Source organism: Bradyrhizobium neotropicale (genome assembly GCF_001641695.1).
Taxonomy (GTDB): Bacteria; Pseudomonadota; Alphaproteobacteria; order Rhizobiales; family Xanthobacteraceae; genus Bradyrhizobium; species Bradyrhizobium neotropicale.
In genome coordinates, this window is the sequence record NZ_LSEF01000121.1 from 88,159 (window position 1) to 112,964 (window position 24,806).

25 protein-coding genes and 1 pseudogene are annotated in these 24,806 nt (G+C 63.2%); 16 read left to right on the forward strand and 10 right to left on the reverse strand.

Annotation, left to right across the window (positions count from 1 at the left end; genetic code table 11):
* The first annotated feature begins 11 nt into the window (after positions 1-11).
* Complete coding sequence (locus AXW67_RS38575; RefSeq protein WP_027554109.1) at positions 12-503, forward strand: tetratricopeptide repeat protein; 492 nt, start codon at positions 12-14, stop codon at positions 501-503.
* A 28-nt stretch (positions 504-531) separates the two neighbouring features.
* On the opposite strand, the gene AXW67_RS38580 is transcribed toward AXW67_RS38575, so the two are convergent.
* On the reverse strand, positions 532-1,167 hold the full coding sequence (locus AXW67_RS38580; RefSeq protein ID WP_245315862.1) for a prepilin peptidase: 636 nt from the start codon (positions 1,165-1,167) through the stop codon (positions 532-534).
* Between the two features lie 510 nt (positions 1,168-1,677).
* Between AXW67_RS38580 and AXW67_RS38585 the strand changes: the two genes are divergently transcribed.
* A complete protein-coding gene (locus AXW67_RS38585) occupies positions 1,678-2,616 on the forward strand; it encodes a lysophospholipid acyltransferase family protein (protein ID WP_161491339.1) in 939 nt (312 codons plus the stop codon).
* Positions 2,617-2,688: 72 nt separating this feature from the next.
* Positions 2,689-3,873 carry a TCR/Tet family MFS transporter gene (locus tag AXW67_RS38590; protein ID WP_063682094.1) on the forward strand — a complete coding sequence of 395 codons (1,185 nt, stop codon included), beginning with the start codon at positions 2,689-2,691 and terminating at the stop codon, positions 3,871-3,873.
* Positions 3,874-3,882: 9 nt separating this feature from the next.
* Here AXW67_RS38590 and AXW67_RS38595 read toward each other — a convergent pair whose 3' ends face one another.
* The 6 genes from AXW67_RS38595 to AXW67_RS38620 all read right to left on the reverse strand — a co-directional run bounded on the left by AXW67_RS38595 (position 3,883) and on the right by AXW67_RS38620 (position 10,659).
* Positions 3,883-5,043 (reverse strand): alpha-hydroxy acid oxidase, encoded by a 1,161-nt coding sequence (locus AXW67_RS38595; protein WP_063682095.1) that lies wholly within the window; start codon positions 5,041-5,043, stop codon positions 3,883-3,885.
* 1 nt (position 5,044) lies between these two features.
* Entirely contained in the window at positions 5,045-5,977 is a 933-nt protein-coding gene (locus tag AXW67_RS38600; RefSeq protein WP_082908200.1) for a dihydrodipicolinate synthase family protein, read from the reverse strand.
* Positions 5,978-6,053: 76 nt separating this feature from the next.
* A complete protein-coding gene (locus AXW67_RS38605) occupies positions 6,054-6,968 on the reverse strand; it encodes a ribokinase (protein ID WP_347336777.1) in 915 nt (304 codons plus the stop codon).
* A 194-nt stretch (positions 6,969-7,162) separates the two neighbouring features.
* On the reverse strand, positions 7,163-8,521 hold the full coding sequence (locus AXW67_RS38610; RefSeq protein WP_082908201.1) for an ABC transporter substrate-binding protein: 1,359 nt from the start codon (positions 8,519-8,521) through the stop codon (positions 7,163-7,165).
* Positions 8,522-8,724: 203 nt separating this feature from the next.
* On the reverse strand, positions 8,725-9,780 hold the full coding sequence (locus AXW67_RS38615; protein ID WP_035685680.1) for a LacI family DNA-binding transcriptional regulator: 1,056 nt from the start codon (positions 9,778-9,780) through the stop codon (positions 8,725-8,727).
* A gap of 81 nt (positions 9,781-9,861) precedes the next feature.
* Positions 9,862-10,659, reverse strand: coding sequence for an IclR family transcriptional regulator (locus AXW67_RS38620; protein ID WP_063682097.1), 798 nt, complete (start codon positions 10,657-10,659; stop codon positions 9,862-9,864).
* A gap of 211 nt (positions 10,660-10,870) precedes the next feature.
* Between AXW67_RS38620 and AXW67_RS38625 the strand changes: the two genes are divergently transcribed.
* The 6 genes from AXW67_RS38625 to AXW67_RS38650 are packed head-to-tail and all read left to right on the forward strand — an operon-like array spanning position 10,871 to position 17,582.
* Positions 10,871-11,776: a dihydrodipicolinate synthase family protein gene (locus AXW67_RS38625; protein WP_027554100.1), complete on the forward strand. Its 906-nt coding sequence runs from the start codon at positions 10,871-10,873 to the stop codon at positions 11,774-11,776.
* Complete coding sequence (locus AXW67_RS38630) at positions 11,776-13,209, forward strand: FAD-binding oxidoreductase (protein ID WP_063682098.1); 1,434 nt, start codon at positions 11,776-11,778, stop codon at positions 13,207-13,209. The genes AXW67_RS38625 and AXW67_RS38630 overlap by 1 nt, the downstream gene beginning before the upstream one ends.
* Before the next feature lie 34 nt (positions 13,210-13,243).
* The gene (locus AXW67_RS38635) at positions 13,244-14,356 is read left to right on the forward strand and encodes a four-carbon acid sugar kinase family protein (RefSeq protein ID WP_063682118.1); all 1,113 of its coding nucleotides are present in this window, start codon (positions 13,244-13,246) and stop codon (positions 14,354-14,356) included.
* Positions 14,353-15,387 (forward strand): 4-hydroxythreonine-4-phosphate dehydrogenase PdxA, encoded by a 1,035-nt coding sequence (pdxA, locus tag AXW67_RS38640; protein WP_063682099.1) that lies wholly within the window; start codon positions 14,353-14,355, stop codon positions 15,385-15,387. The genes AXW67_RS38635 and pdxA overlap by 4 nt, the downstream gene beginning before the upstream one ends.
* A 39-nt stretch (positions 15,388-15,426) precedes the next feature.
* On the forward strand, positions 15,427-16,557 hold the full coding sequence (locus AXW67_RS38645) for an iron-containing alcohol dehydrogenase (RefSeq protein WP_063682100.1): 1,131 nt from the start codon (positions 15,427-15,429) through the stop codon (positions 16,555-16,557).
* A gap of 47 nt (positions 16,558-16,604) precedes the next feature.
* The gene (locus tag AXW67_RS38650) at positions 16,605-17,582 is read left to right on the forward strand and encodes a Bug family tripartite tricarboxylate transporter substrate binding protein (protein WP_063682101.1); all 978 of its coding nucleotides are present in this window, start codon (positions 16,605-16,607) and stop codon (positions 17,580-17,582) included.
* Between the two features lie 98 nt (positions 17,583-17,680).
* On the opposite strand, the gene AXW67_RS38655 is transcribed toward AXW67_RS38650, so the two are convergent.
* Positions 17,681-19,036, reverse strand: coding sequence for a TAXI family TRAP transporter solute-binding subunit (locus AXW67_RS38655; RefSeq protein WP_063682102.1), 1,356 nt, complete (start codon positions 19,034-19,036; stop codon positions 17,681-17,683).
* A gap of 266 nt (positions 19,037-19,302) precedes the next feature.
* On the opposite strand from AXW67_RS38655, the gene AXW67_RS38660 reads away from it, so the two are divergent.
* From AXW67_RS38660 to AXW67_RS38680, 6 genes are all read left to right on the forward strand, one after another.
* Positions 19,303-19,518, forward strand: coding sequence for a dodecin family protein (locus AXW67_RS38660; protein WP_027554093.1), 216 nt, complete (start codon positions 19,303-19,305; stop codon positions 19,516-19,518).
* 167 nt (positions 19,519-19,685) lie between these two features.
* Positions 19,686-20,003: a hypothetical protein gene (locus AXW67_RS38665; RefSeq protein ID WP_027554092.1), complete on the forward strand. Its 318-nt coding sequence runs from the start codon at positions 19,686-19,688 to the stop codon at positions 20,001-20,003.
* Between the two features lie 141 nt (positions 20,004-20,144).
* Positions 20,145-20,321: a hypothetical protein gene (locus AXW67_RS43420; RefSeq protein ID WP_201723767.1), complete on the forward strand. Its 177-nt coding sequence runs from the start codon at positions 20,145-20,147 to the stop codon at positions 20,319-20,321.
* A 39-nt stretch (positions 20,322-20,360) separates the two neighbouring features.
* Positions 20,361-20,690: a GcrA family cell cycle regulator gene (locus tag AXW67_RS41345; RefSeq protein WP_082908204.1), complete on the forward strand. Its 330-nt coding sequence runs from the start codon at positions 20,361-20,363 to the stop codon at positions 20,688-20,690.
* 232 nt (positions 20,691-20,922) lie between these two features.
* Positions 20,923-21,351 carry a universal stress protein gene (locus AXW67_RS38675; RefSeq protein WP_027554090.1) on the forward strand — a complete coding sequence of 143 codons (429 nt, stop codon included), beginning with the start codon at positions 20,923-20,925 and terminating at the stop codon, positions 21,349-21,351.
* Positions 21,352-21,395: 44 nt separating this feature from the next.
* Positions 21,396-21,659, forward strand: coding sequence for a hypothetical protein (locus AXW67_RS38680; protein ID WP_063682104.1), 264 nt, complete (start codon positions 21,396-21,398; stop codon positions 21,657-21,659).
* Between the two features lie 533 nt (positions 21,660-22,192).
* Here the strand turns inward: AXW67_RS38680 and AXW67_RS38685 are convergent.
* Positions 22,193-22,864, reverse strand: a complete 672-nt coding sequence (locus AXW67_RS38685) for a nitroreductase (RefSeq protein WP_063682105.1) — start codon at positions 22,862-22,864, stop codon at positions 22,193-22,195.
* A 35-nt stretch (positions 22,865-22,899) separates the two neighbouring features.
* Positions 22,900-23,877 carry an NADPH:quinone oxidoreductase family protein gene (locus tag AXW67_RS38690; RefSeq protein WP_063682119.1) on the reverse strand — a complete coding sequence of 326 codons (978 nt, stop codon included), beginning with the start codon at positions 23,875-23,877 and terminating at the stop codon, positions 22,900-22,902.
* A gap of 196 nt (positions 23,878-24,073) precedes the next feature.
* Between AXW67_RS38690 and AXW67_RS41355 the strand changes: the two are divergent.
* A pseudogene (locus AXW67_RS41355) lies at positions 24,074-24,789 on the forward strand (IS5 family transposase).
* The last annotated feature ends 17 nt before the right edge of the window (positions 24,790-24,806 follow it).

The following is a 24,806-nucleotide window of genomic DNA, read 5'->3' on the forward strand; positions in this document are numbered from 1 at the left end:
GGAGCGTAACCATGATCAGGCCGACTGCCCTCCTCATCGTCGCCACGGTCCTGGGAATGGCCGCAACAGGCGCTGCCCGTGCCGACGGCGCAGGAAGCGCCGCGTTCACGCGCGGCGACTACAACAGCGCCGCACGCCTCTTGCTGCCGCAGGCGGAGCGTGGGAATGCCCGCGCCCAGGCCATGGTCGGATTCATGTACGCGACGGGGCAAGGCCTTCCGCAGTCCTATGATGCGGCGGGCTATTGGTACAGGCTCGCGGCCGAGCGAGGCGACACCACGGCGCAATATCTGCTCGGCCTCGCCTACGACAAGGGCCAGGGCGTACCGCAGGACGACGTCGCCGCCTATAAATGGCTCAACCTCGCGGCCGCGCATGCACCAAAGCGAACGCGCGAGAACTTTGCCAAGCTGCGCAATGCGGTGGCCTCCAAGATGAGCCGCGGCCAGATCGCAGCCGGACAGTGGCATGCTCTGCGGTGGCCCGAGGAATCGCCGTTCTGACAGCCCTGCGAACAGCGAAAGCCGCCCCTCACCAGCCGCTCGGCAGCGTCGTCTGAAGCAGCCAGCAGATCCAGATCGCCGGCGCGAAGAACAGTCCGAACGGCAAACGCGTGCTCGGCCGCAGCCTGTGGCGCAGCGCATAACGGCGCACCGCATAGGTCGCGAGCGCCGAGAGAGCGGCGATCTCGATCGCGATCGGCACGATTGGCCAGTCGAGCCAGATGCCGGCCACCGCTGCGAGCTTGACGTCGCCCAGACCAATGCCACGCCGCCGGCGCAGCCGAAGATAGGCGAGATGCAGGGCGAGGAACGCGCCGGCAACGAAAACGGCACGCAGCACGGCCTCCGCCATCACGGCGAGGTCGCCCTGTCCCAGAACCGCTGCACTGGCGAGGCCGAGCATGACCGCGGCGAGGTTGAGAGGATCCGGAATCAGGAATGACCTGGCGTCCGTGATGGCGATCGCCAGCATGATCAGCGCCAGCCCGCCGCCAAGAACGCCCGCCGTCCCCGCACCGACCATGACACTGGCCGCAACGGCGAGGACGCCGATCGCAGCGGCCGTGACCTTGAGGCCCAGGCCGGATCCGCCTTCGACGTCGGGTTGGGAATTGTTCGCCGGCGGCGCGTCGGCAACCTGGCCGGATACTGTCTGCCCGAACATCACATCGTCCGCCGCTGTCAACTCTCCGTCCGGAACGCGATCCCGCACGGTCGCATCGAGGATCAGCTAGCACCGCGGAGCATTTCAAGAATGTGACACAACAGCGAGGTCTTAACGGAAATCACACCATGGCCGCCGCAGGGACGACCGCCACCGCGAAGATCGATGCAATTTGACGCAATTGCCTAGGTGGGTCGCGAACGTCTCTGCCACCGACCCCATAAGGAGCATTGGTGGGCAACCTATAGAAGCTAGCAATACTTGTATGATGGAATTTCCGCGAACCTTCCAGCTTAAGATGCGGTTTTTGGGCTTCAAGTGACATTTCAAGAAACAGTCGCCGACATCGGGTCACGGGACGCAAGAGAGAATTCCTTTCCTCGCGAGCACGGTGACATCCAGACGGCAGTCGTGAACCTTGTCGACCGCGTGGCGCCGGTCGTTCCCGTCGCGCGTCAGCCGGATGTTGCGCGAGACATCGCAAGTGTGATCGCAAGCATGCCCAGCTCGATGGGCAACAACATGTTCGTCCGTCAAAGCATCATTCGCCGTATCACCGCGACCCATGATCATGTGGTCGACGGTTTGGCCGCGTGGGTCACTGTCCTCTTCGATCTCGCCAATTTGCAGCAGGATCGGGACAGGGCAATGGACCTCAAGACCGGGATCCCCGACGAAGCGCTCGACCGTCTTGCTCAGGCTCTTTCGAAATCGCGCAACGGCTGCATCCTTGCGGTGCCCCACATTGGAAGCCTCGAACTGTTCGCGGCACACCTCAAAGACCGCGGATTCGACGTCGGCTTCGTGTATTCGATCGGCAACAAGCCAACACCGACCGAACAATGGATCTATCGAGGTCGGAGTGCCACGCGCGCCACACCGATTGCATTCGCGCGAAGGAACACCGGGGCCGAGATCTCCAGGGTGCTTCAGAACAACGGCGTCGTGTTCATGGTCGTGGATGTCTATCCCAGCGCCAAATACGCGGGAATAACCGTCAAGACCCATGACGCCGACTTCCGCTATCCGCCTGGGCCGGCGCGCTATGCGCGCGCAGGAACGCTGGTCCTTCCCGCCTTTGCATCACGCCGTGACGCCGAAGGTTTTTCGATGAACATCCTGGACCCCATCGATTACCGCGCAGCGATGCCCGTTCGGGACGCGGCTTCCGACTTCACGCAAAGGGTCGCCGTTTCTGTTGACGGGTTCACGGCCGAGTTGCCTACGGCCTATTGGCTCTGGCACCCGATCCCCAATGATCCCTACCTTGCGATCGCACAACGACAGCGACCGGACCTCCTGTCCGCGACGGTGCTCGGGGATGACGAAGCCGTGGCTCTGGCGGTGGAAGAGGCGGGCTTGAAGTGGACGTTATCTGGCATCGCCGATCACCTTCGGCGGGATGCCCCGCTCCATTCATCGCCCGCGCTCGCGGAAAGTCTCGTCTGACACGCGGTCGTGCGCATGCAGCAAGCCGGTACACCCTGACAAGCCGCAAACACCCTTGATCGAGCAAAGCCCATGAGCCGGCCGTTTGTCGCGATCCTCGCCTGCACCGCGCTCGAGGCCGCAGGCATCGCGCTGATCTTCCCGATCCTGCCAAACCTGCTGCGCTCCATGGCTGGCGCGGACAACGTGTCCACGCTGTACCGGGTGCTGCTGGCGCTGCACGCACTCACGCAATTCGTCGTCACGCCGGTGCTTGGCGTCCTGTCGGATCGTTTTGGCCGCCGGCCGGTGCTGCTCCTTGCCCTTGCCGGCTCGACCATCGACTATCTGGTCATGACCTTCACGCCATACCTGTGGCTGTTGTTCGCAAGCCGGACGATCGCCGGGCTGACGGCGGCGAACGTGGCGATGATCACCGCCTACATCGCGGACATCACGCCGGAGATGATGCGCGCACGCCGCTTCGGCCTGTTCCAGGCCTGCTTTGGCGCCGGCTTCGTCATCGGCCCGGTCATCGGCGGCATGCTCGGCGACATTTCGCTGCGCGCCCCTTTCCTTGCCGCCGCGGCGTTGAGCGGCGTGAATCTCTTCATTGCCCTGTTCATTCTGCCTGAATCGCATCCAGCTGAGCGCAAGCCGTTCGATTGGCGGTCGCTGAACCCGCTCGCACCGCTGCGCTGGGCGCTCACGTTTCGCGCGCTCATCCCGCTAGTAGCTGTCTTCCTGCTGATCAGTCTCGTCGGCCAGACCTACAGCACGGTCTGGGTGCTCTTCGTCACGGATCGCTTCCACTGGCGAGGGACCGATATCGGTCTTTCGCTGGGCATTTTCGGGCTGCTCGTGGCCGTGACCCAGGCCTTCGCCATTGGTCCGGTCACACGATGGCTCGGCGAGCGCGGCACGCTCCTCCTCGGCATGGCCTGCGAAGCCGCCGCTCTCCTCACCCTCGCCTTCGCGAAAGTGAGCTGGATCGCCTACGCCCTGATCCCACTGATCGCATTCGGCGGAATCAGCGCGCCGGCGCTGCGATCGCTGCAGTCGCAGGCGGTCGATCGCGAGCGCCAGGGGCAATTGCAGGGCGTCGTCGCCAGCTTCGTCAGCCTCGCCGCGATCTTCGGCCCACTCATCTTCGGTTGGATCTACGCCCTGTCGCGACCGGACTGGACCGGGCTCGTGTGGATCGTCGGAGTCGCGATATTCGCCCTCGCAGTGCCGATCGTCCTCACCGTGCCGAAGAGTGTTGGCCAGCGGACATAGCGGTCAGGATCACGCCGATACGTCGCCTCGAACACGCAACAGTTCGTCGCGCCGGCTTGCCATGTCGCGCAGGTGACATAGGCCCATCTGCGCCATCTGGAGGTCCAATTCCGTGGCAATCAGCTCGATCACACGTGCGACCCCGCGCTCGCCGTCCGCGGCAAGACCATAGGCGTAGGCGCGGCCAAGCAGCACTCCGCGCGCGCCGAGCGCAAGGGCCTTCAGAACATCGGACCCGCGCCTGATACCGCCGTCCAACAGCACCTCGATATCAGACCCGACCGCGTCGGCGATGCGAGGCAGCGCCGCAATCGTGGACGACGCGCAATCGAGTTGGCGTCCGCCGTGATTGGAGACGACAATGGCATCCGCACCGACGCGAACGGCCTCGGACGCATCGATCGCATTCAGGATTCCCTTCAGTACGAGCTTTCGCGGCCAAAGCTTCCGAATCCACGCGATGCTCTCCCAGGTCATTGAGGCATCGATATGCGCCGCCAGCCGCGCGGCTTGTTCGAGCGCGTTGCTGCCATACTCCGGCAGGCCGGCCAGATTGCCGATCTCAGGGATTCCATGGCGCAGAATCCGCGCGCACCACATCGGCTTGCGCGCCAAGGCGAGAGCGAGACGCGGCGTGACCTTCGTCAGACTTCGGAATCCGTTGCGCACGTCCTTTTCGCGCAAGCCGCCCACGGGCGTATCGACGGTCACGCACAGCGCCTCGACATCAGCAGCAATCGCAGTTTCGATCATCCGCCGGGCAAGCTCGCGCTCCCTGAGCACATAGAGCTGGAACCAGAGCGTGCCACGAGTTGCAGCCCGCAGCTCCTCGAGGGACGTGATCGCGAAGCTCGACAGGCAGTAGGGGATGCCGGCCGCGTGGGCAGCCCGTGCGGCCTTGATCTCGCCGCGTTCGGAGAAAAGGCCGGAGAAGCCGACCGGGCCAAGCGCGATCGGCAGCGCCCGGCGCCGGCCGAGATAATCGACCTGCAGATCGCGGCGCGAGACGTCAATGAGCACGCGCTGCTGCAGCTCGATGCGCCGGAAGTCCGCGACGTTGCGACGTGCCGTCTCCTCACTGAAGGCCGCACCGTCGATATATTCGAAGAATACTTTTGGCAGCCGTCGCGCGGCCATCGCCCTCACATCATCGAGATTTGCAACGGCCATATCAGCGCGCGGCTGCAATTCTTGCGCGGAAGTCTGCCTGCCCCTGCATGATCTTGTCGATGAGCGCGTCCAGTGCCCAGAACCGCTCACGAATATCGAAGTCCACGGCCCGGCTCCGGATGCATGAAAACGTGCCGAGCCTCTGGTGATACAGCTTTGCCAGCTTGGGATATCCCATCGGCTCAGCCATCGCGGCGAGCGCGAGGTAGACCGAGAGATCGTCCGCCAGGGCCGGATGCTCGGAGCTGTGCGTCAGCAGCCACTTGTAGAGATCGGGGTGAAAATTCGTGAACACCCCAGTGAAACCGGCAGATCCGCACCTCATGGCGTCAAAGGCAATCGCTGCATTGGCGTTGACGATGGCGAGGGAGGAATTCTTGGTCAGCGCCACGCGGCGCTTCACGGTCGCAAGGTCGCACGACACATCCTTGAGGATCGCGAAGCGCCCGCTTTCGGCGCAGAACGCCAGTTCTTCATCGCTCAGGAGCCGGCGGAAGGGCGCCGGGCATTCGTAAAGTCCGAGCGGAAGATCGGCGGGCAGCGCATCGAGCAAGCTGCGCAGATTGTCCATGAATACTGTGCCGCCCTGCCCCTTGGGATCGAATCTGTTCGTCACCAGGACCAATCCGTCGACGCCGGTTGCGGCAATGGAGGTCAGCTCGGTCGATTGATCGTCATGCGATTCACTGACGTGGCCGGAGGCTATGACCGGCACCCTGCCTGCCGCTTTTCGGACAACGAAACGAGCCAGCTCGATACGCTCTTCGAGGCTCAGGAATTGCATCTCGCTCGACTGAGCCACGGCGAACAGCGCATCGGCGCCATTCGCAATGTACCATTCGATGAGGTTTTCAAGTCCCGAATAGTCGATTGCATCCGCTTCGGTGAACGGCGTCAGCATCACCGGAATGATGCCCTGGATGGTTGCAGTCACGAGTCAGCTCCCAAGAGTTTGAAATCGGTGAAAAGCCTCTCACGGAAAGACAAATGCGCAACTCCGCCGGCGCCGCTCACGACAGGGCCTCGGCGGTCGGCATGCCTTTTTGCGCGCCGTGCTCCAGGCATGCCAGGGAGGCGCCGCGACAGGCGCGCGCGAGCACCTCGCTCCAGTCGCGGCCCTCGTCGAGCCCTGCCGCCAGAATGCCGACGAACGTGTCGCCCGCCCCGGTCGTATCGACGGGTCGTATCCGGTCCGCCGCGACCGCCTGGCGCGCACCGTCCGGATGGAAGGCGCACGCGCCTCGCGCTCCCGCCGTCACGATGCAGGTCACGCCGCCGGTGGATGCGAGAAAGGCCGTGGCCTCCTCAAAGCTGTCACCGACCCACCCCAATCGCGCTGCCGCGGCGCAGGCCTCGTGCTCGTTCACGACGAGAACGCTTGTCGCGTCAAGCAGCGCGCGCAGCTCCGCCGCGCCCAGGCGGTCCGGCACTGGCGCGAGATTCCAGATCACGCGGCCCCCTTTTGCGCGGACGCGTTGCGCAACGGTAAGGGAAGCTGCAAACGGGACCTCCATTTGAAGGACGAGCGTCGTCGCCGCGGAAAACTCGGCCTTAGGGATCGCGTCGACTGAGAGAGATGCGTTGGCTCCGCTCGCAACCGTGATGGCGTTCTCGCCAGCAGCACTGACAGTGATGAAGGCACACCCGGTCGGCTCTGCACCTACTCTGACGCGATCGACCATGACCCCGTTTGCCGCAAGGTTGTCCATGCACAGCCCGCCGAACGCATCCTCTCCGATCCGGCCGACCATGACCACCCGTCCCGCCGATGACACGCGCGCGGCGGCGACCGCCTGGTTCGCGCCCTTGCCGCCGCAGAGCGTCGCGTAACCGGACGCCAGAACGGTCTCGCCGGGTCTCGGAATCGTGTCGACGCGCGCGACGAGGTCGACGTTGATCGAGCCGAAGACGGTGATCAGAGACATGGACTCACGATCTCCACGGTTCGTCATTCCGGGTGCGCCCGGTTGGGCGCGAGGCCGGCATTCATTGAGGAAAGGATCTTGTGGCTGGATGGATTCCGGGTTCGATGTTCCGGGCCACGCGTAGCGTGGTCCCGTCGCATCGCCCCGGAATGACGGCGGAGATGAAGGTCAGAGCCTTATGCCCGCCCCACCGGTCAGTTGCCGGCCACTTCCTTGATGCGCGCGATCATGTCGTCGACGGCCTTTTCGACCGGCACCTTGTTGGTGACGATGGCGTTCACGGCCTTCATCCAGACGTTCTCGTTGTTGAGGGTGGTGAACTTGTAGTTCTTGCTCATCTCGTAGCTGCCAACGCCAGCGAAAAACTGGTCGCGCACGGCGCGGCGATGAACGTCGCCATCCCAGAAGGCGGACTTCTGCGCCGCGGTCTTGACCGGGAACCAGCGGCCGAGCGCGCCTTCGACATAGGGCTGCAGGTTCTCATCGCGCAGCAGGAACGAGACGAACTCCTTGGCCCGCTCCTTGTTCTTGGCCTGCTCGAAGATCAGGCCGACCACCACGGAGGCGCGGGTGTGGACCGGCGTGCCATCCGGCTTGTTGGGCCAGACAATAGTGCGGATGCGGTCGTAATAGTTCTTCTTCGCCTCATCGCGCTGCTCGGCGGTGAGCGTCTCGTTGCTGGCGTCGTCCAGCCATTTGCCGGGGAGCGAGACCGTCGAATTGTGCGTCATGATCGTCGTCTTGTTGTGGAAGGCGACGTTGTTGTCGGGATCCTTCCAGCTCGTCGCCGATTGCGGCGTGCAGCCCTTCGCGGCGATCTCGACATAGTCCTTCATGGCGGCAACGAGACCCGCCTTCACCTTGGGATCGTCGACCAGGAGCTTGCCGTTGTCGTCAACGAGCACGACGTTGTAGGCATCCATGAACACCAGGAACGAGATGAAGCTGTCGGTGGCGTCGACGCCCATGGGATGGCCGATGCCGTAGATGCGCTTGCCGGACGCCTTGCGCACGGCCGGCTGCGCCTTGTCGCACCAGAACGACCAGAAGCCCTTCCAGTCCTTCGGGATGTCGGTCTCCTTGAGACCTCCCTCTTCGAGCATGTCCTTCCAATAGTGCAGATGCAGCGTCGCCTGCTTCAACGGAAAGGCGTAGTAGGCCTTCGCCTTGGTCTTGTCGTTGTACAGCATGACCGTTTCGAGCGACTGCGGGGAGAACTCGCCCTTGATCGGGGCGAGGACCGGGCCGAGGTCGACCAGCTTGCCTTCGGAGGCCCACTTGCCGGCGCCCTGAAAATGATAGGTGTCCGCATAGCTGACGTCTGGCGGACTGCCGGCATCGAGCGCCGCCACCAGCTTCGGCATCATGTCCTGCGTCGCGTATTGCGACAGCTCGACCTTGACCCCGGTCTTGGCCTCGAACTTCTTGATGACGTCGAGCAGCGCGTCTTCCTCGGCCTTGTAGTAGCCCTTGTTCCACCAGACGACGAGCTTCTCCTCAGCGGCTGCGGGGCTCGCCGTCCCCATCACGGGCAAGAGTAGCGAAACCGCCATCGAACAGTTTCTGACCCACTGAAAAAGGCTATTCCGCATTGTTGCTTCCTCTCTGTCCCATCCCGGCGATGGGACCGCCGGTTGCTTTCATGGCTTTCAAAGCGGACGCATGTAAGCGCTTACATTCGGACTGTCAAGCGACCCTCGTCCGGAGAATTTGCGCGATTATCGAAGAGATGGCGCTGGCCGTTGCCGTTCGCGGTTCAGCGGCCCCGCGCCTCGCCGGCACTCTCCCGGATCTTCAGAACAGGCATGATTTCCTGGGATTGCGCCTGCCCTTGCGTGCCCGCGATCACAGCGAGGAGCTCGTTGGCCGCCAGCACGCCGATCTGCTGGTTGTCGACCTTCATCGTCGTGAGCGTGGGAGAGAAACGCGATGAAATCGCGAGATCGTCGAAGCCGGTAATTGAAAAATCCCTGGGCGCTTCAAGGCCGCATTCCTTCGCGGCCATCAATGCGCCGAGCGCCAGATTATCGTTGCCACAGACAATTGCAGTCGGCCGGGCGTCGTCCGCCTGCGCCATCAATCTTGCAAAGCTTGCCGCCCCGAATTCCAGCGTCGAAGGGCCCATCATCAAATCCTGCGCGGCAATCTCCAGACTCTCGGCCGCGAGCGCTTCGCGTACGCCGCGAAGCCTTTCCCTCACGCGATCATTGTTGGTGTCGGGCTGAAAAATAGCGGCAAACCGACGATGGCCCAAGGACAGCAGGTGGCCCGTCATTCGATTGAAGGCGGCACGATTGTCGAAGCCGATGCACGGGTGCGGCGACAGCTTGTTGTAGGAATATGTCACGACGTAGGGAATGCCCCTCGAGCTGAGCGCGTCGAAGAGCTCGGGGGGATGATTCTCACCGACCACGGCGAGCGCTTCCACGCCCCGCGCCAGCATTGCATCGGCCTGCCGCAAGCCCTCGTTCGGATCGTAGTTCGAGCAGCCCAGGAACAGCGTGAAGCCCCGTGCACTGAAGACGGTTTGCATGCCGCTGATCTGGTGGGCAAAGATCTCGTTGTCGAGCGTCGGTATGATGGCGCCGGCAATATGTGTCCTGCGCGAGGCCAGCGCCCGTCCGGCAGCATTCGGAATCCAGTTCAGGGCGCGCGCTGCTTCTTTGACCCGCTGCTTGACCTCTTCAGAGACCTTGTCGGGCTCGTTGAAGGCACGCGATACGGTCGCGGTCGAGACGTTGGCCTTGCGGGCGACCTCCTCAAGCTTGACGCGGCCGCTGCCTCCGCGCGCTCTCTTTGAACCAGCCACCATCCCGGTCACGTCGGTCGCATGCTTGTCTCATCAATGCTTCGCCATGGTATTGATGACCACGGCAGTCCTCAACGAAAATCTCTAACCGCTCTTCAGGGCCGTCTCGCTCAGCACGCGCGCGATCTTCAGCACTTCAGGCAGACCAGTCCTTTCGAACGACTTGATGTCCATGCGATTGGCATCGACGGTCAGGCTGATGCCCGCGACCACCGACCGGCCCTTGTCGAACACCGGCGCGGCGATGGTCCGCAAACCGTAGGCGTTCTCGCCGTCCGACACCGCAAAACCCTGCTTGCGGACTTGCTCCAGCCGCGCGAGCAGCGGCTTGAGCCCCGTCACGGTCCGCTCGGACAGCTTGATCCGTTCGCTTGCCTCGAGCCGCTCGACCTGCTCCTCCTTCGGCAGCCCGGCCAGCATCACATGCCCCAATGCCGAAGCGTAGGCCTTGATCCGGCTGCCCGGCCGGCGATCGATCTTGTGCCGGTCGAGGCCCGCGGTCACGCGTGCAAGATAGACGACGTCGCTGCCGTCGAGCACGCCGAGGGAAGCGGCATCGCCGAAGGCAGGCACCAGCTCGCGCAGCAGCGGCTCGGCCTGCCCGCGCAGATTGCCGGCGGAGAGCGCCGTGTAGCCGAGATCGAGACAGGCCAGGCTCAGCCGGTAGCGGCGCGTCTCTTCGATCGCATGGAGATAGCCGAGCTTGACCAGCGTCTGCACCAGGCGGAACGTCGTGCCGCGATCCATGCCGGCGCGCGATGCAATCTCGGTGATGGTGAGCTCGAACTCCTCGGGCGTGAAGCTCTTGAGGACCGCAAAGGCCTTGCCGACCGAATTGACGAAGTTCTTGGGATTGTCGGCCGGAGCCGCGGTCTTGGCCAATTCTGCAAACTCGCGTTGTTCGGGCGGAGCGCTGGAGCCAGGCTCCGCGCTCCCGCCGCGGCGGGCATTGGTAGCAGACGCAACGATTCCTGAGAAACGGAATTCTCCCCCTCGCTTGACGCAAGGGCGCGATCGCCCTACAAATCAAGAAATCAGCAACAAATGTTCGCATTCCGATCAATAGACGGAAGCGGCTCATTGGAGGAGCCTCGTGGAGCTTCAGCCCAAAGGCGTATTCTGCGCGGCGCTGACGCCGCTCAATGCGGATCTGACCCCGGACCTCGGCGCTTTCGCCGGTCATTGCCGCTATCTGCTCGACCAAGGGTGCGACGGCATCGCGTTGCTCGGCACCACCGGCGAGGCGAATTCGTTCTCCGGCGCAGAACGGCGGGCGCTGCTCGAAAGCGCCATCAAGAGCGGCGTCGCGCCCTCGCAACTGCTGCCGGGGACCGGCGTCACGGCGCTGACAGAGACCATCGAACTGACCCGCCACGCCTTGTCGCTCGGGGTCACCACCGTCGTGATGCTGCCGCCCTTCTACTACAAGGACATTTCCGACGACGGCGTCTACGCCTCCTACAGCGAGATCGTGCAGCGCATCGCCGATCCGCGGCTCAAGGTCGTGCTCTATCACATTCCGCAGATGTCCCATCAGCCGATCTCGCACGCCGTGATCGCGCGCCTGCGCGCGCAGTATCCGGCGGTGTTCGTCGGCATCAAGGACTCCTCCGGTGACTTCGCCAACATGACGGCGATGATCGAGAAGTTCCCGGGTCTCGCGGTCCTTGCAGGTGCCGATCCGCTGCTGCTGCCGCTACTCAAGAAGGGTGGCGCAGGCTGCATTACCGCCACCTCGAACCTGGTCGCGCGCGACCTCGCCTACGTGTTCCGTCATTTCAACGACGGCGATGCAACACTCGAAGCCGCGCAAAACCGCATCATCAAGGCGCGCGAGCGTGCATCGCTGTTCCCGCAAATCGCATCACTCAAGGTGCTCCTTGGCCATCAGACCGGCCGAGACGGCTGGCGCCGGGTGCGGCCGCCGCTACTGCCTCTGCCGCAGGAGAATATCGACAAGCTGCTCGCGACCGGTCCCGCGCTCAAGGAAACCGCCTGATGGATATGGCCGATGATCGCTTGCTGGATGATCTCGCAGCGGTGGTCGGCGACCGTCACGTCATCGCGCCCGGCCACGACCAGGACTCCTATCTCGTCGACTGGCGCGGCCGCTATCGTGGCAAGGCCCGCGCCGTGGTCAAGCCGGGCTCGACGCAGGAAGTCGCCGGTGTCGTGAAACTTTGCGCCGAGCGCGGCGTCGCCATCGTCCCGCAGGGCGGCAACACCGGCATGTGCGGCGCCGCGACGCCGGACTCCGGCCCGCGAAACCTCGTGATCAGGCTCGACCGGATGCGCCGCATCCGCAACGTCAGCCCGCTCGCCAATTCCATCACGGTCGAGGCCGGCTGCATTCTTGCGGAGATCCAGGCCGCAGCGGCCGCGACCGACCGCTACTTTCCCTTGAGCCTTGGTGCGGAAGGCAGTTGCCAGATCGGTGGTAACATCTCGACCAATGCCGGCGGCACCGCGGTGCTGCGCTATGGCCCGACCCGCGAGCTGGTGCTCGGGCTCGAGACCGTGCTGCCCGACGGCCGCGTCTTCAACGGCCTGCGCGCGCTGCGCAAGGACAATACCGGATACGACCTCAAGCAGCTCTTCATCGGCGCGGAAGGCACCCTCGGCATCATCACCGCCGCCGTGCTGAAACTGTTCGCGCCGCGGCGCAGCTCGGCGCTGGCGCTTTTGAAGTTGCAGGACGTCGAACAGGCGTTGCAGGTGATGCAGCGCCTGCGGGGCACCGTCGGTGACCGGCTCGGCAGCCTCGAGATCATGTCGCGCAGCCAGATCGAGGTGATCGCCGAGACCGTGCCTGACGTCGCGATCCCGTTCGCGCTCGACACGCCCTGGTATCTCATCATCGAACTCACGGACGCGCTTGCCGGCGTCAACCTGCAAGCGCCGCTGGAGGCTGTTCTGGCGCAGGCTTTCGAGGATGGCTTGGTCCAGGATGCCATCGTGGCGTCGAGCGAGGCGCAGGCCAAAGCGATCTGGGCCGTGCGCCACAGCGTCTCCGAGGGCAATAAGCGCAGCGGCTATGTGGTGTCGCACGACAGCGCCGTTCCGCTGGAACGGCAGGCCGCGTTTGCCACCAATGTCGAGCGGCGGATCATGGCGGCGGTGCCGCACGCCCGCGTCGTCATGCACGGCCATATCGGCGACGGCAACATCCACATCGTCGCGATCCTCGATCGCGCCCGCTGCGAGGACACTGACGAGACCGCGGCGCTGGTACGCGAGATCAACGAGATCGTCGACGACGAAACCGCCGCGCAAGGCGGTGCGATCAGCGCCGAGCACGGCATCGGCATCACCAATCGCGGCCGGCTCGCGCGGGTGACCGATCCCCTCGAGATCAAGCTGATGAAAGAGATCAAGACCCTGCTCGATCCCGCTGGCATCATGAACCCTGGCAAGATATTCGCGGACGGTTAGACTACAGATGTCGGAACCGCTCATGTCGTCCAACATGACATCCTTACGCCTCCTTGCCGACGATCTCACCGGCGCGCTGGATACGGCCGCCGAGTTCGTCGGCCTGTGTGGGCCGTTCGATGTGGTTTGGGACGCGGCGGTGCCGAGCGAGGCGACCTCGTGCCTCGCGATCGACACCGGAACCCGCGAGCGCAGCCTTGCCGACAGCGTCGCCACCGTCGAGCGGCTCGCGCCACTGCTTGGCGAAGCTGAGATCGCCTACAAGAAGGTCGATAGCCTGTTGCGCGGCGCATGGGCGGCCGAGCTCGCCGCAACCTTGCGCACCGGACGCTGGAAAGCCTGCATCGTTGCTCCCGCCTTCGCCTATCAGGGGCGACGAACCCGCAACGGCCAGCAATACGCACTGGAACAGGACGGCCGCTGGTCGCCCGTCGGCGACACGCTGCTGGCGCAGCTTGCGGCGCACGGCTTGGAGGCTCGCACCGGACGGCTGGATATGCCGCTGACGGACGGCATCCATGTCTTCGACGCCGAGAGCGACGCCGATCTCGAGCGTGTGGTCGGGATCGGCCGGCAGGCGCCCTTCCCGATCCTCTGGTGCGGCAGCGGCGGCCTTGCCGGCGCGCTCACGCGCGGCCATTCCGCCATCGCCCCGCAGATACTGCGCGCGCCGGTGCTGGGATTGTTCGGCTCGGATCAGGCCGCAACCGCGGCGCAGCTCGAAGCCTGCGCTCCCGCCGTCGTGACGCTGCAGGACCAGGACGCCGGAAATGCCGGCATCGTCCGCCGCAAGCTGACGCATGACCGTGTGGCCATGGTGCGGTTCGACCTTGCGCAGGGTCTCTCCCGCGGCGAAGCGGCGCAGCGAATCGCGCGCGAGCTCACCTCGCTGACATCGGCGCTCGACCCACCCGGCACGCTGATCGTGGCGGGCGGCGAGACCTTGAAGGCGGCCTGCCTTGCGCTCGGCGCCAGCGCGCTCAGGGTCACCGGACGCATCGTGCCCGGTCTTCCCCGCTCGGTGCTTCAAGGCGGACGCTGGGACGGCGTCGAGGTGATATCGAAATCAGGCGCCTTCGGCGCACCAGACCTCTGGCGCCATCTGCTCCAGGAAAATCATCTGCTCATCGAGAGAGACGCCTCATGACCGCCGCTCGCCATCTCGCCATCACCATGGGCGATCCCGCCGGGATCGGACCGGAAATCATCATCAAGGCCTGCCAGCGCCTGCGCGCGCGCATCGATGCCGGCGATCTGCGCCTCATCGTCATCGGCAGCGGAGGCGCGCTGAAGAATGCGGCCGCGCATCTGCACGCTGGCATCGACATTCCCGAGGTTCGTGCCGGCGACGCTAGCTGGCCCAATCTCTGCTTCCTCCAGGCCGATGCCGAGGGCGAGCCGATCCGCCCCGGCGTGCTGTCGGCGGATGGCGGCCGTTTTGCATTCAAGGCGGTCGAGCACGGCGTGCGGTTTGCGCAGGCCGGGCGCATTGGCGGTATCGTTACGGCGCCGCTGAACAAGGAAGCGCTCAACAAGGCCGGCTATCACTATCCCGGTCACACAGAGATGCTGGCCGAGCTGACCGGCGTGAAGGGCTCGGTGATGATGCTGGCCCACGGCAACATGCGCGTCAGCCATGTCTCCACCCACGTCGCGTTGCAGGACGTACCGAAGCGGCTGACGCCGGAGCGCTTACGCTACGTCATCGATCTCACCGACAAGGCGCTGCGCGGCCTTGGCCTGAAGCAGCCGAAGATCGCCGTCGCCGCGCTCAATCCGCACGCCGGCGAAGGCGGGCTGTTCGGCCGGCAGGACATCGACGTCTCCGAGCCGACCATCGCGAAGGCCAACGCCGACGGGCTCAACGTGCTCGGGCCCGTTCCCGGCGACACCGTCTTCGTCAAGCTGCGCGCCGGCCAGTATGATGCCGTGATCGCGATGTATCACGACCAGGGCCACATCCCGGTCAAGCTGCTCGGCTTCGAGGTGGATCCCGCCACGGGCCGCTGGCAGGAATTGTCCGGCGTCAACATCACGCTCGGCCTGCCGATCATCCGCACCTCCGTCGATCACGGCACCGCCTTCGATATCGCCGGCAAGGGCATCGCCAACGAGCGCAGCCTGATCGAGGCCATCGAATATGCCGAGCGGCTTGCCGCCGGCGCTGCGCAGGCGTGATCGCACCAAGCCACCACCACACCTTCGAAACGAGACACCATGACCACCCTTGCCGCCCCCATCGAACTCATCCAGCCCGAGATCGTCGCGTTCGGCTCTGGAGCGATCGCGCGCGTGGCGCAGTTCGCGCGTGAGAAGGGCGCCAAGCGTCCGCTGGTCGTCGCTGACGCCTTCAACGCAGCGCGTGTCGACCTGCTCGGCCTGCCCGGAGATGTCGTCGTATTCGGTGAAGTCAAGCCGGAGCCGGACATTCCGAACCTGGAGAAGGCGCTGGCGGTCGCGAAGACGGCCAACCCCGATCTCGTGGTCGGTTTCGGCGGTGGCAGTGCCATGGACCTTGCCAAACTCGTCGCCGTGCTCGGAGGCGGCCGGCAGAAGCTCCACGACGTCGTCGGCCCCGACCAGGTTGCTTCCCGCGAGGTGTTGCTGGTGCAGGTGCCGACCACGTCGGGCACCGGCAGCGAAGGCGGCATCCGTGCCCTCGTCACCGACCCCGCCACCGAGAACAAGCTTGCGGTGCAAAGCCGCTTTATGCTTGCCGATCTCGCGGTGGTCGATCCGGACCTCACCATGACCGTCCCGCCGCAGGTCACCGCGGCGACCGGCGTCGATGCGCTTGCCCATTGCGTCGAGGCGTTCACCAGCCGCAAGGCGCATCCCGCCATCGATCTCTATGCCATCGAAGGCATCCGCCTCGTCGGCCGCTATCTCCGCCGCGCCGTCGCGGACGGCTCGGATCGCGAGGCGCGCGCCGGTCTGTCGCTGGCCTCGCTCTATGGCGGCTTCTGCCTCGGTCCGGTGAACACCACTGCCGGACACGCCGTCGCCTACCCGCTCGGGACGCGCCACCACATCGCCCATGGCCTCGCCTGCGCGTTGATCTTTCCGCATACCCTTGCCTTCAACATGCCGGCGGTGCGCGACAAGACGCGCGAGGTGCTGAAGGCGCTCGGGCTGGAGGCAACCGACGATCCGCGCGCGGCGTTTGACGCCACCTACCGCTATTGCGCGGAACTCGGCGTCCAGATGCGGCTCTCCACGCTCGGCGTGCCACGCGAGGATCTTGCGACGATGGCAAACGAAGCGCACGCCATTCGCCGCCTGCTCGACAACAATCCGCGCGATCTCGGCAAGGACGAAATCCTTGCCATGTACGAAGCCGCGTTCTGAACGGCGGCGCGTACGAGCTTTCCAACTATCAAGACAAGGGAGAGACGATGAAACGCAGAGCTTTTCTGGCGGCAGTGTCGCTATGTGTGATGACGGCGATTGCACCGGTGCAGGCGCAGGAGAGTTATCCGAGCAAGCCGGTCTCGGTCATCGTGCCGTTTTCCGCGGGCGGGACCGCCGACATCTTCGCGCGGATGGTGTCAGCCCATCTGCAGAAGACCTGGGGCGGCACGTTCGTGGTCGAGAATGTCGGCGGCGCCGGAAGCATTTTGGGCGTGACCCGGCTGGCGCGCGCGGCACCTGACGGCGCGACGATCGGCCTTGCCAGCACCTCGGCGCTGTCGATCAACCCGACGCTGTATGGCGAGAAGCTGTCGTACCGGCCCGACAAGGACCTGATCCCGGTCGCGCAGATCAGCGTCGTGCCAAACGTTCTCGTCGTCAATCCGGCCAAGCTCAAGGTGAAGTCGGTGCCGGAATTGATCGCCTATCTCAAGGCCAATCCGAACAAGGTCTCGTTCGGTTCGGCCGGAGTCGGCACTTCGCAGCATCTCGCCGGCGAGCTGTTCCAGCAGATGACGGGAACGCAGATGGTTCACGTGCCCTACAAGGGATCGAGCCAGATGCTGACCGACCTGCTGAGCGGTCAGATCGACCTTGCCTTCGACAACGTGCCGCTGTTGCTGCCGCAGGCGAAAGAAGGACATCTCGTGATGCTGGCGACCGCAACACCGGAGCGCGCCGCCTTCGATCCGCAGCTGCCGGCGATGAGCGAATTCCTGCCAGGCTTCGAGGCCGTGGCCTGGCACGGCTTCCTGGTGCCGGCTGGCACGCCGAAGCCGATCGTCGACAAGCTCGCGGACGAAATCCGCGCCTTCATGAAGCAGCCGGAGACGGTGCAAAAGATGGCCGAGCTCGGCGCCATCGCGGTCGCGAAGGACCCGCAGGAATTCTCCGCCTACATCGCCTCGGAAACGACGCGTTGGAAGGGCGTGATCGAGAAGGCCGCGATCAAGGTCGATTGAGCGGAACGGGCTCGACCGAATCGCCCAGCGGCGCTTAGCCCGGCACGGACCAACACACGCACGCGGCGCCTCAAGCTCCGCGTGCGGTTTCTTACCGCTCACGACTTTGCTTTGAGCGGCGCTTCGGAGCCTGGAGCGGCGAGCGCCGCCCTGCGATCATGGATCAGGTTCTCAAGCCGGTGGGCTGCGACATTGAGGGTCGCGGCATCAAGAGCGTGTTCTTCTTCGTCCGCCCTCTTGCGTTGCGCGCGCAGCACCTCGTCGATCTGATTTTCGATCTCCGACAACTCCGTTTCGTTTTCGGCGTGCCTTATTCTTCGTCCCAAGGCATAGAGTGAATCCAGCGCCGGCTCGCTCGACTTGAACTCGCCGGATCGAAGAAACTTCCAGGCCGCCGCGAGGACCGTGGCAAGTGCGCCAAGCGCCATTGGCGTCAGGAAGATCGCGTTGCTCCACTTATCCAGGAACGTTTGTTGGTTACCATTGTAGAACTCTGCCGCGCCGGGATGAACGGGAAGATAGGCGCCCGCGTCGGTATCGGGCGCCTTGAACTGCGCAAGAATCGGAAATTCGGCCGAAATGTCTCTGCGTGCGCTCGTTATGGCTTGTGTGAAGCCGGCAATCAGGTCGTTGTCGAGGCTCTTCTTGCCGACCAGATAGAAGGAAACCTGCAGCGTGGTCACATCATCGTCGGGAACGGGAGGGGATCCGCGCAACGTACCCTTGGGGATGTCGAAGCTTTCGTAAGCGTGCTCCTTCTCAGCAATCGCCCCGGCATTCTCGATCGGGATCAGAATCGGAGCGGTCTTTGCATTCTGGGGGAAAAGCCCTCGCACCAGCGACAGGTATTTGTCGCTCAGTGGCATGACGAAGAGGACGGCACGTATCTCCTTGGTTTCGAGCGCATGGCGGACCTGGTCGAGCGCAACGTTCTTGAATACGACGTTGGCGCGATCAAGGTCGTATGCCGCTCTCAAAACGGCGACGATCTTCTCATTGGTGTCGCCTCCGACGACCCCCACCGTCGTGCGCTTCAGGCCAGCCATGTCCGTAATCGCCGATCCCGGCGGTGCGACGAGGAGGGCCACGGCCTGGGCCAGGACGACGATGGCTTGCGCCTGCGACAGGTCGCCGACGTCTCCGCGGACGACGGCAAGGTCCGTCTTGCCCGATGAAAAGGCCGCCGCGGATTCGATGGGGCCGGAGGTCTCAACCAGCTTTAGTCGCACCGGCGCATTGTTCAGCGCAAGCCTGCTTGCAAGCGCCGATACAATCTTGGGGGCATCGCCGTCGAAGGATCCGACCGCAATCGAAAGCGTCACCGGCCGGAGATACCAGCGGTACGCGAACAGGCTTGCGCCTGCGCCAAGGACAACCACGGCCGCGACTACTGCGATGCGAAGCCACATCGGCAGCTTGACGGCATCCTTCCTTATTCCCGACCATTGATCCATGGCGCCGAATTTCGAGGCATGCCAACCGTGATCTCATGATGGCGCGCGGCTGGGCGCGTAGCTTGACATGGATCAAGCCTTTTCCCTCAGGACAACCGGCAGGGCATTCTTGAGCCATGCCAGGAGCCGCTCTCCCCGCCAAAGGCGATTAGCCCTTCGGCTCCGGGGGATGCCCCTCAGACCGTATCGGCGCCGATATCCTGATGCTAGATTCCGCGACGGCAGGAAGCACCTGCTTCCTGCTTCATACCGGACAGGAGAACGACATGCCTGACAGCGTCTACAAGGTCATTGAACTGGTCGGTACCAGCAGCGACTCTTGGGAAAAGGCCGCCGCCAATGCGGTCGAGCAAGCTGCAAAATCTCTCCGAGATCTTCGCGTTGCAGAGGTCGTCAAACTCGATCTGCAACTGGATGCCAAGGGAAAAATAGAGGCCTATCGCGCCAAGCTCAACGTATCGTTCAAGTTCGAGGGCTCCTGAGCCTCAGCACCTCGCCCCGCTTGCGGGGCGAGGATCGCTCATTGGGCCGGTCCCGAACACGAGCTGGCCCCATCGCTCGTGACCCATCTCGGAAGTAGGCCCTAGTCCAGCAGGGATCCGATGTGCTTTGATGCGTGGGGACAGGAACTTTGACGCGTGGTGGCCTCATGTACATGGTCATTCGCAAGTACACCAGGGTTCGTTCGGTTGCGGACGCTGCTCGCCGCGCCAAGAGCGGCATCGGACAGATCCTACGCCAATCGCCCGGGTTCAGATCTTACTATGTGCTGGATGGGGGCGACGGCGTTGGCGTCGCCGTGATGATATTCGAGGACCGCGAAAGCGCCAGCGCGGCGAACGCCAAGGTCCTGGAGTTCGTTCAAGCAAGCCTGCATGACCTCGATCTTGGAGATCCCGAAATCATTGCCGGCGAAATTCTGGTCAACATCGAACGTGATGCCTCCTCCGGCATGAGGTGCCCGTAGACGCCGCCGGTTACGTGGGATGCCGCCCCTTTGCTCATGCAGACGACCCGATCGCCGTCGCATTGGAGCGATCGCGCCCTGGACATCCGCAGTGGTCCGTCCGGAATGTTCAACTGCTCGTATTTTTCGAGGAGCAACGACATGAAGCAACACACCTCCGAAACATTTTCCACCGCACCGATCGACGGGACGTCGCTCGTGCTCATGGGCAACGCGATGCCGCCCCGCGATCCTGATGAAGACGAGGAGGACGAAGAGGAGGAAGAGGAGGATGACGCCGACGAACCGGCGGTCGTGCGCGAGCCGGACGAAGACTAGACTAGCGTGAGCCTTGCAGTCGGCGCTATAATGTCTGCCATGGGTTGGGATGCGGAAGACGTAGCACTGCTCAAAAGACTCTGGGCCGCAGGACAGAGCGCGGCGCAGATCGCGCGTCGTCTCGGGTGTAGCCGCAACGCGGTCTGCGGCATGCTGACCCGTTCGGGCCTGAAGCGAGGCCACAAGCCACCAACAGCGCGACCCAAGATAAGGCCGGCCCCGAAGCTGAGGCCGGCATCGTCGGCTGCCTGCGACCACCCAGTGGCAAAGAAGGTGTCGCGAAAGGTGACAGAGAGACAGCAGCCTCAGGAACTCAGCAAACGGCAGCTTTACGCCATTCTGGCTGAGGCGGTCAGGAACACTGGCTAGAAGCTCACCGCGACGGTCGTTGCGGCTCCGCGTCCGTGTCGGCTCCAGCTCGAGCGGGTTCGGCTGTTATGGACAATCCCCGAGTCTTGATCCGCTTTGCCCCCGATTGCGCACATCGGGTCGCGCAGCGCGATGGGCCGATAGATTGATCTATCTCAAGGTTGTATCCGGAACGTCGGCCCAACCTGCCTTCGAAGGGCAGCGATACGTCCGGACAATCGGGAGGTGAAGCATGTACCGGCATATTCTCATTCCGACAGATGGGTCTGAGCTGGCGGAGCACGGGGTGACGCACGGGTTGGCGCTGGCGAAATCCCTTGGCGCCAAGGTATCTGTCATCTTCGTTGTGGAACCGTTTGCAGAATTGTCGGGGCGGTTCCTTGAAGCAGTCGCGACCTATGCCGAGCTGCGCAAGGAGCAGGCCGAGAGCGTGTTGGATCGCGCGGCAAATGCAGCCAAGGCGGCCGGGGTCTCCTGTGAGACGATTCAAGCGGAGAGCGGGCAACCCCATCAAGCCATCATCGCGGCAGCCGAGGACAAAGGCTGCGATCTCATTGTCATGTCATCGCACGGACGCAGCGGACTTTCGATGCTGCTGATCGGCAGTGTGACAAACAAGGTGCTGACGCAGGCGAAAACCCCCGTACTGGTCTGTCAGTAAGGGTGCGGACCGCTCGATGGATCGAATAGTTAGCGGAGGAACCGATGTGGGTGTTGATGTACGTCTTCTCCTACTCGGTCAGTCCTGCCGCTACGAGCGACCGCGCGGAATGGAGGCTTCTCCCCACCGTGGTGTTTCAGGAGTTTTCCGATGAAGAACGGTGCAAGAAGGCCAAGGCAACGCTCGAAGCCAGCTTGAGCGAGGCGGGAGCCAAGCTGAGAAGTGGTCTGGAAGACCTCAAAAGCATCGGTAAGGGAGACCCAGCGCAGATCATTATTGCGTACAACGTGGAATGCCTTCCGAAATGAAGTGACGATGCCGTCCGGTCAATGCGGCACGCTGATCGGCTGACAAAAGCCCGCCTGTCCGAATGGAAATACCAAGTGCCTGAAATGATTGGAGCGGGTGAAGCGCTCCGATCCAAATTTATCGTTGTTTGCAAAATCAACTACTTAGATGGATATACAGCTTTTGACGTTGGACGTTTTGTTGGACGTTTCATTGGACAAGTCTTGCCCCATAGAACGGGGGATCTTTGAGCGCTAGGGCCGAGCGCTGAGTATCTTCTAAGTTATTGTTGCGGCGCTGCGGTACGAGAACGGGTCTCGCTCAGGCACGAGCTTAGGATACACGTCGGTGACCTGGTTGCAGCTCCGGCAATTAGGGCGGTTCATGTTCCGTCATCTGCAGCGCCCAAGCAGTTCTCCAAGAGCCTGCATGTCGTGAGCGTTCCAGGCAGTTTGGAACGCACCAGGTGCATCTTCGGGTTGCTTTATTTGAATCACGTCGAATTTAGCGCCTCCCAACTGCGATTGGATCCATGACTCGGCTCCACTCACAGTCAAAAGCCGCTGATGGTCGCGAATTCCGACAAATCGGCACGATCTGCGTGCAGACTATTGATCGGATGTGCTCGATCCATGTAACCGAGAGCCATGCCGCAGAAGAGCATAAGGTGGGACGGCAACTCGATGAATTCTGCAACGGTGTTGTGCCAGAGCGCCCAGGCTTCTTGCGGGCAGGTGCTCAGCCCCTTTTCTAATGCGAGCAACATGATGGATTGCATGTACATGCCAAGGTCGACCCATTGCCCGGGCTCCATCTGGCGATCAATGGCAAAAAACAGACCGACGGGCGCACCGAAGAAGCTGAAGTTCCTTGCAAGTTGATTCAGGCGCGCAGCCTTGTCTTCGCGCGGAATTCCGATCGTTCGATACAGATCTTCACCGTTCTTGAAACGCCGGCTTCTGTACGGCTCCTTCAGTTCCGGCGGATAGATGTTGTATTCCGGCTGCTCGCCCTTCGGGTTCATCTTGATCCGCTCGGCCATCAACGCCTTGAAGCGTGCGAGTTCCTGACCTCCTAGTGCCCAGACATGCCACGGCTGTAGATTCCCGCCGGAAGGTGAACGGCTGGCCGCAAGCAGGATATCTTTGACAATCTCTCCGGAGACGGGGACGTCCAGGAACGCCCGTACGGAGCTCCGCGAACTCAACGCATCAGACACTTTCATGAAAATTTCTCCGAATACCGGATCGAGGAGGATCGTCAGCCGATCCGGACGACCATCTTTCCTAGAGCCGAGCGCGTCGTCATCGCCTTGAACGCTTCGTGGAATTCCTCGAACGCAAAGACCTTCCCGACGACAGGAACAAGCGTCTTCTCGCTCAACCAGGTAAACAGCTGGGCGATGACCTGATCTCGCACCTCCGGCTCACGACGACCAATCTGCGCCAGGTCGACGCCCAGCAGCGCCCCTCCCTTTAGAAGCGGCAGATTGAACCGCAACGCCGGAATCGTTCCGGAAGCAAAGCCGATCACCAGATGTCGTCCGTTCCAGGCGATCGAACGGAACGCCTGTAGGCTCAGATCTCCCCCGACGGGATCGTAGATGACGTCCGCGCCCTGACCTCCGGTGAGCTCCTTGAGCTCGTCGCGCCAGCCTTCACCCGTGTAATCCAGGCCTGCATCTGCACCATGATTGATCGCAAATTTTCGCTTCTCCTCCGTCGAAGTCGCCGCGATGACGCGGGCGCCCAGCAACTTTCCAACCTGAACCGCGGCTATTCCGACGCCGCCGGCGGCTCCTAGAACCAGGAGTGTCTCGCCGCGCTGCAGCTTTCCCCGCGCGCTAAGCGCGTACAGCGCCGTCAGGTAGTTGGCAAAGAACGAGGCGCCGACCTCCGGCTCTATGCCCTTTGGCGTGACGAAAAGGTCCCCTGCCGGCACGCAAATATACTCGGCAAGGCCACCATTTATGACCATCCCGATAACGGGCGTGCCGGGCGCGAAGTCCTTAACATCTGCGGCCGCCTCGTCGACGATGCCCGCAAACTCCGACCCGGGTGTAAACGGCAAAGGGTCCTTGGTCTGATACAGGCCCTGCACTTTCAAGCCGTCCACGAAGCCGACGGCGGCGGCCTGAATTCGGACGCGGACCATTCCCGCCGACAATTCGGGCCTAGCAACTTCCTTGATAGGGATATTTCCGATGTTGTCGTAGTTTTCGACCAGAACTGCTTTCATGACATCCTCTTGAGCCAGCGGCCGATCCGTATCGGCCATCGAGTTCATGCGATTGAGTTCAGAGAGCCCCGGACTCTAGGCGGTGTGGACTCTAAGGATTCCCTTTTGAGAGCAAATCAGATTCAAGGCTTCTTTTTGGGAGGCGGCCTTGGGTGTGATGGATCGTTTGGTGTTGAGCGACGCGGCCTGGGAGCGCATGGCGCCGCTGATCATAGGCCGGCCCGACCAGAAGGGTTCGACCGGGCGGGACAACCGGATGTTCGTGGAAGGTGTGCTCTGGATCGTGCGTACAGGCTCTCCCTGGCGCGACCTTCCGGAGGCGTTCGGAGACTGGAACAGCGTATTCCGGCGCTTCAGTCGATGGAGCATCAAGGGTGTTTGGTGGCGGATCTTCGAGGCGATGTCTGATGATCCAGACTTCGAATATCTGATCGTCGATTCCACCATCGTCCGGGCGCATCAGCACGCCGCCGGGGCGAAAAAAGGGGGTCTGAAGATCAGGCGCTTGGCCGCTCGCGCGGCGGCCTGAGCACGAAGATACATATGGCCGTTCGCGGCTTGGGGTGTCCTGTACGGTTCACGCTCACCGCAGGCCAGAAGGGCGATGCACCACAGGCCGCCGCATTGATCGAGGGACTGCCGGCCGAGGTCGTCATCGCCGATACAGCCTATGACGCCGATCATTTGCGCCAAGACATCGCCGCCAAAAAGGCGCTCGCCGTCATCCCCAACAACCCGTCACGCGCCCTCAAATATCCGCTCGACAAACATCTCTATGCCCAGCGCCATCTCGTGGAATGCTGCTTCTCCAAACTCAAGCAGTTCCGCCGCGTCGCTACCCGCTTCGAAAAGACCGCCCGAAATTACCGAGCCGTCGTCACTCTCGCTGCCATCGTCCTATGGATGCGATAAGTGTCCACACCGCCTAG

What these genes read in the sequence shown, in the direction of transcription:
- AXW67_RS38665 (WP_027554092.1), top strand. Translation starts at nt 19,686, where the DNA reads ATGTACATGGTCATTCGCAAGTACACCAGGGTTCGTTCGGTTGCGGAC.
- AXW67_RS38590 (WP_063682094.1), top strand. Translation starts at nt 2,689, where the DNA reads ATGAGCCGGCCGTTTGTCGCGATCCTCGCCTGCACCGCGCTCGAGGCC.
- AXW67_RS38595 (WP_063682095.1), bottom strand. Translation starts at nt 5,043, where the DNA reads ATGGCCGTTGCAAATCTCGATGATGTGAGGGCGATGGCCGCGCGACGG.
- AXW67_RS38635 (WP_063682118.1), top strand. Translation starts at nt 13,244, where the DNA reads ATGACATCCTTACGCCTCCTTGCCGACGATCTCACCGGCGCGCTGGAT.
- AXW67_RS38630 (WP_063682098.1), top strand. Translation starts at nt 11,776, where the DNA reads ATGGATATGGCCGATGATCGCTTGCTGGATGATCTCGCAGCGGTGGTC.
- AXW67_RS38645 (WP_063682100.1), top strand. Translation starts at nt 15,427, where the DNA reads ATGACCACCCTTGCCGCCCCCATCGAACTCATCCAGCCCGAGATCGTC.
- AXW67_RS41345 (WP_082908204.1), top strand. Translation starts at nt 20,361, where the DNA reads ATGGGTTGGGATGCGGAAGACGTAGCACTGCTCAAAAGACTCTGGGCC.
- AXW67_RS38660 (WP_027554093.1), top strand. Translation starts at nt 19,303, where the DNA reads ATGCCTGACAGCGTCTACAAGGTCATTGAACTGGTCGGTACCAGCAGC.
- AXW67_RS38580 (WP_245315862.1), bottom strand. Translation starts at nt 1,167, where the DNA reads ATGTTCGGGCAGACAGTATCCGGCCAGGTTGCCGACGCGCCGCCGGCG.
- AXW67_RS38680 (WP_063682104.1), top strand. Translation starts at nt 21,396, where the DNA reads ATGTGGGTGTTGATGTACGTCTTCTCCTACTCGGTCAGTCCTGCCGCT.
- AXW67_RS38610 (WP_082908201.1), bottom strand. Translation starts at nt 8,521, where the DNA reads ATGGCGGTTTCGCTACTCTTGCCCGTGATGGGGACGGCGAGCCCCGCA.
- AXW67_RS38685 (WP_063682105.1), bottom strand. Translation starts at nt 22,864, where the DNA reads ATGAAAGTGTCTGATGCGTTGAGTTCGCGGAGCTCCGTACGGGCGTTC.
- AXW67_RS43420 (WP_201723767.1), top strand. Translation starts at nt 20,145, where the DNA reads ATGAAGCAACACACCTCCGAAACATTTTCCACCGCACCGATCGACGGG.
- AXW67_RS38655 (WP_063682102.1), bottom strand. Translation starts at nt 19,036, where the DNA reads ATGGATCAATGGTCGGGAATAAGGAAGGATGCCGTCAAGCTGCCGATG.
- AXW67_RS38575 (WP_027554109.1), top strand. Translation starts at nt 12, where the DNA reads ATGATCAGGCCGACTGCCCTCCTCATCGTCGCCACGGTCCTGGGAATG.
- AXW67_RS38615 (WP_035685680.1), bottom strand. Translation starts at nt 9,780, where the DNA reads ATGGTGGCTGGTTCAAAGAGAGCGCGCGGAGGCAGCGGCCGCGTCAAG.
- pdxA (WP_063682099.1), top strand. Translation starts at nt 14,353, where the DNA reads ATGACCGCCGCTCGCCATCTCGCCATCACCATGGGCGATCCCGCCGGG.
- AXW67_RS38650 (WP_063682101.1), top strand. Translation starts at nt 16,605, where the DNA reads ATGAAACGCAGAGCTTTTCTGGCGGCAGTGTCGCTATGTGTGATGACG.
- AXW67_RS38585 (WP_161491339.1), top strand. Translation starts at nt 1,678, where the DNA reads ATGGGCAACAACATGTTCGTCCGTCAAAGCATCATTCGCCGTATCACC.
- AXW67_RS38675 (WP_027554090.1), top strand. Translation starts at nt 20,923, where the DNA reads ATGTACCGGCATATTCTCATTCCGACAGATGGGTCTGAGCTGGCGGAG.
- AXW67_RS38690 (WP_063682119.1), bottom strand. Translation starts at nt 23,877, where the DNA reads ATGAAAGCAGTTCTGGTCGAAAACTACGACAACATCGGAAATATCCCT.
- AXW67_RS38605 (WP_347336777.1), bottom strand. Translation starts at nt 6,968, where the DNA reads ATGTCTCTGATCACCGTCTTCGGCTCGATCAACGTCGACCTCGTCGCG.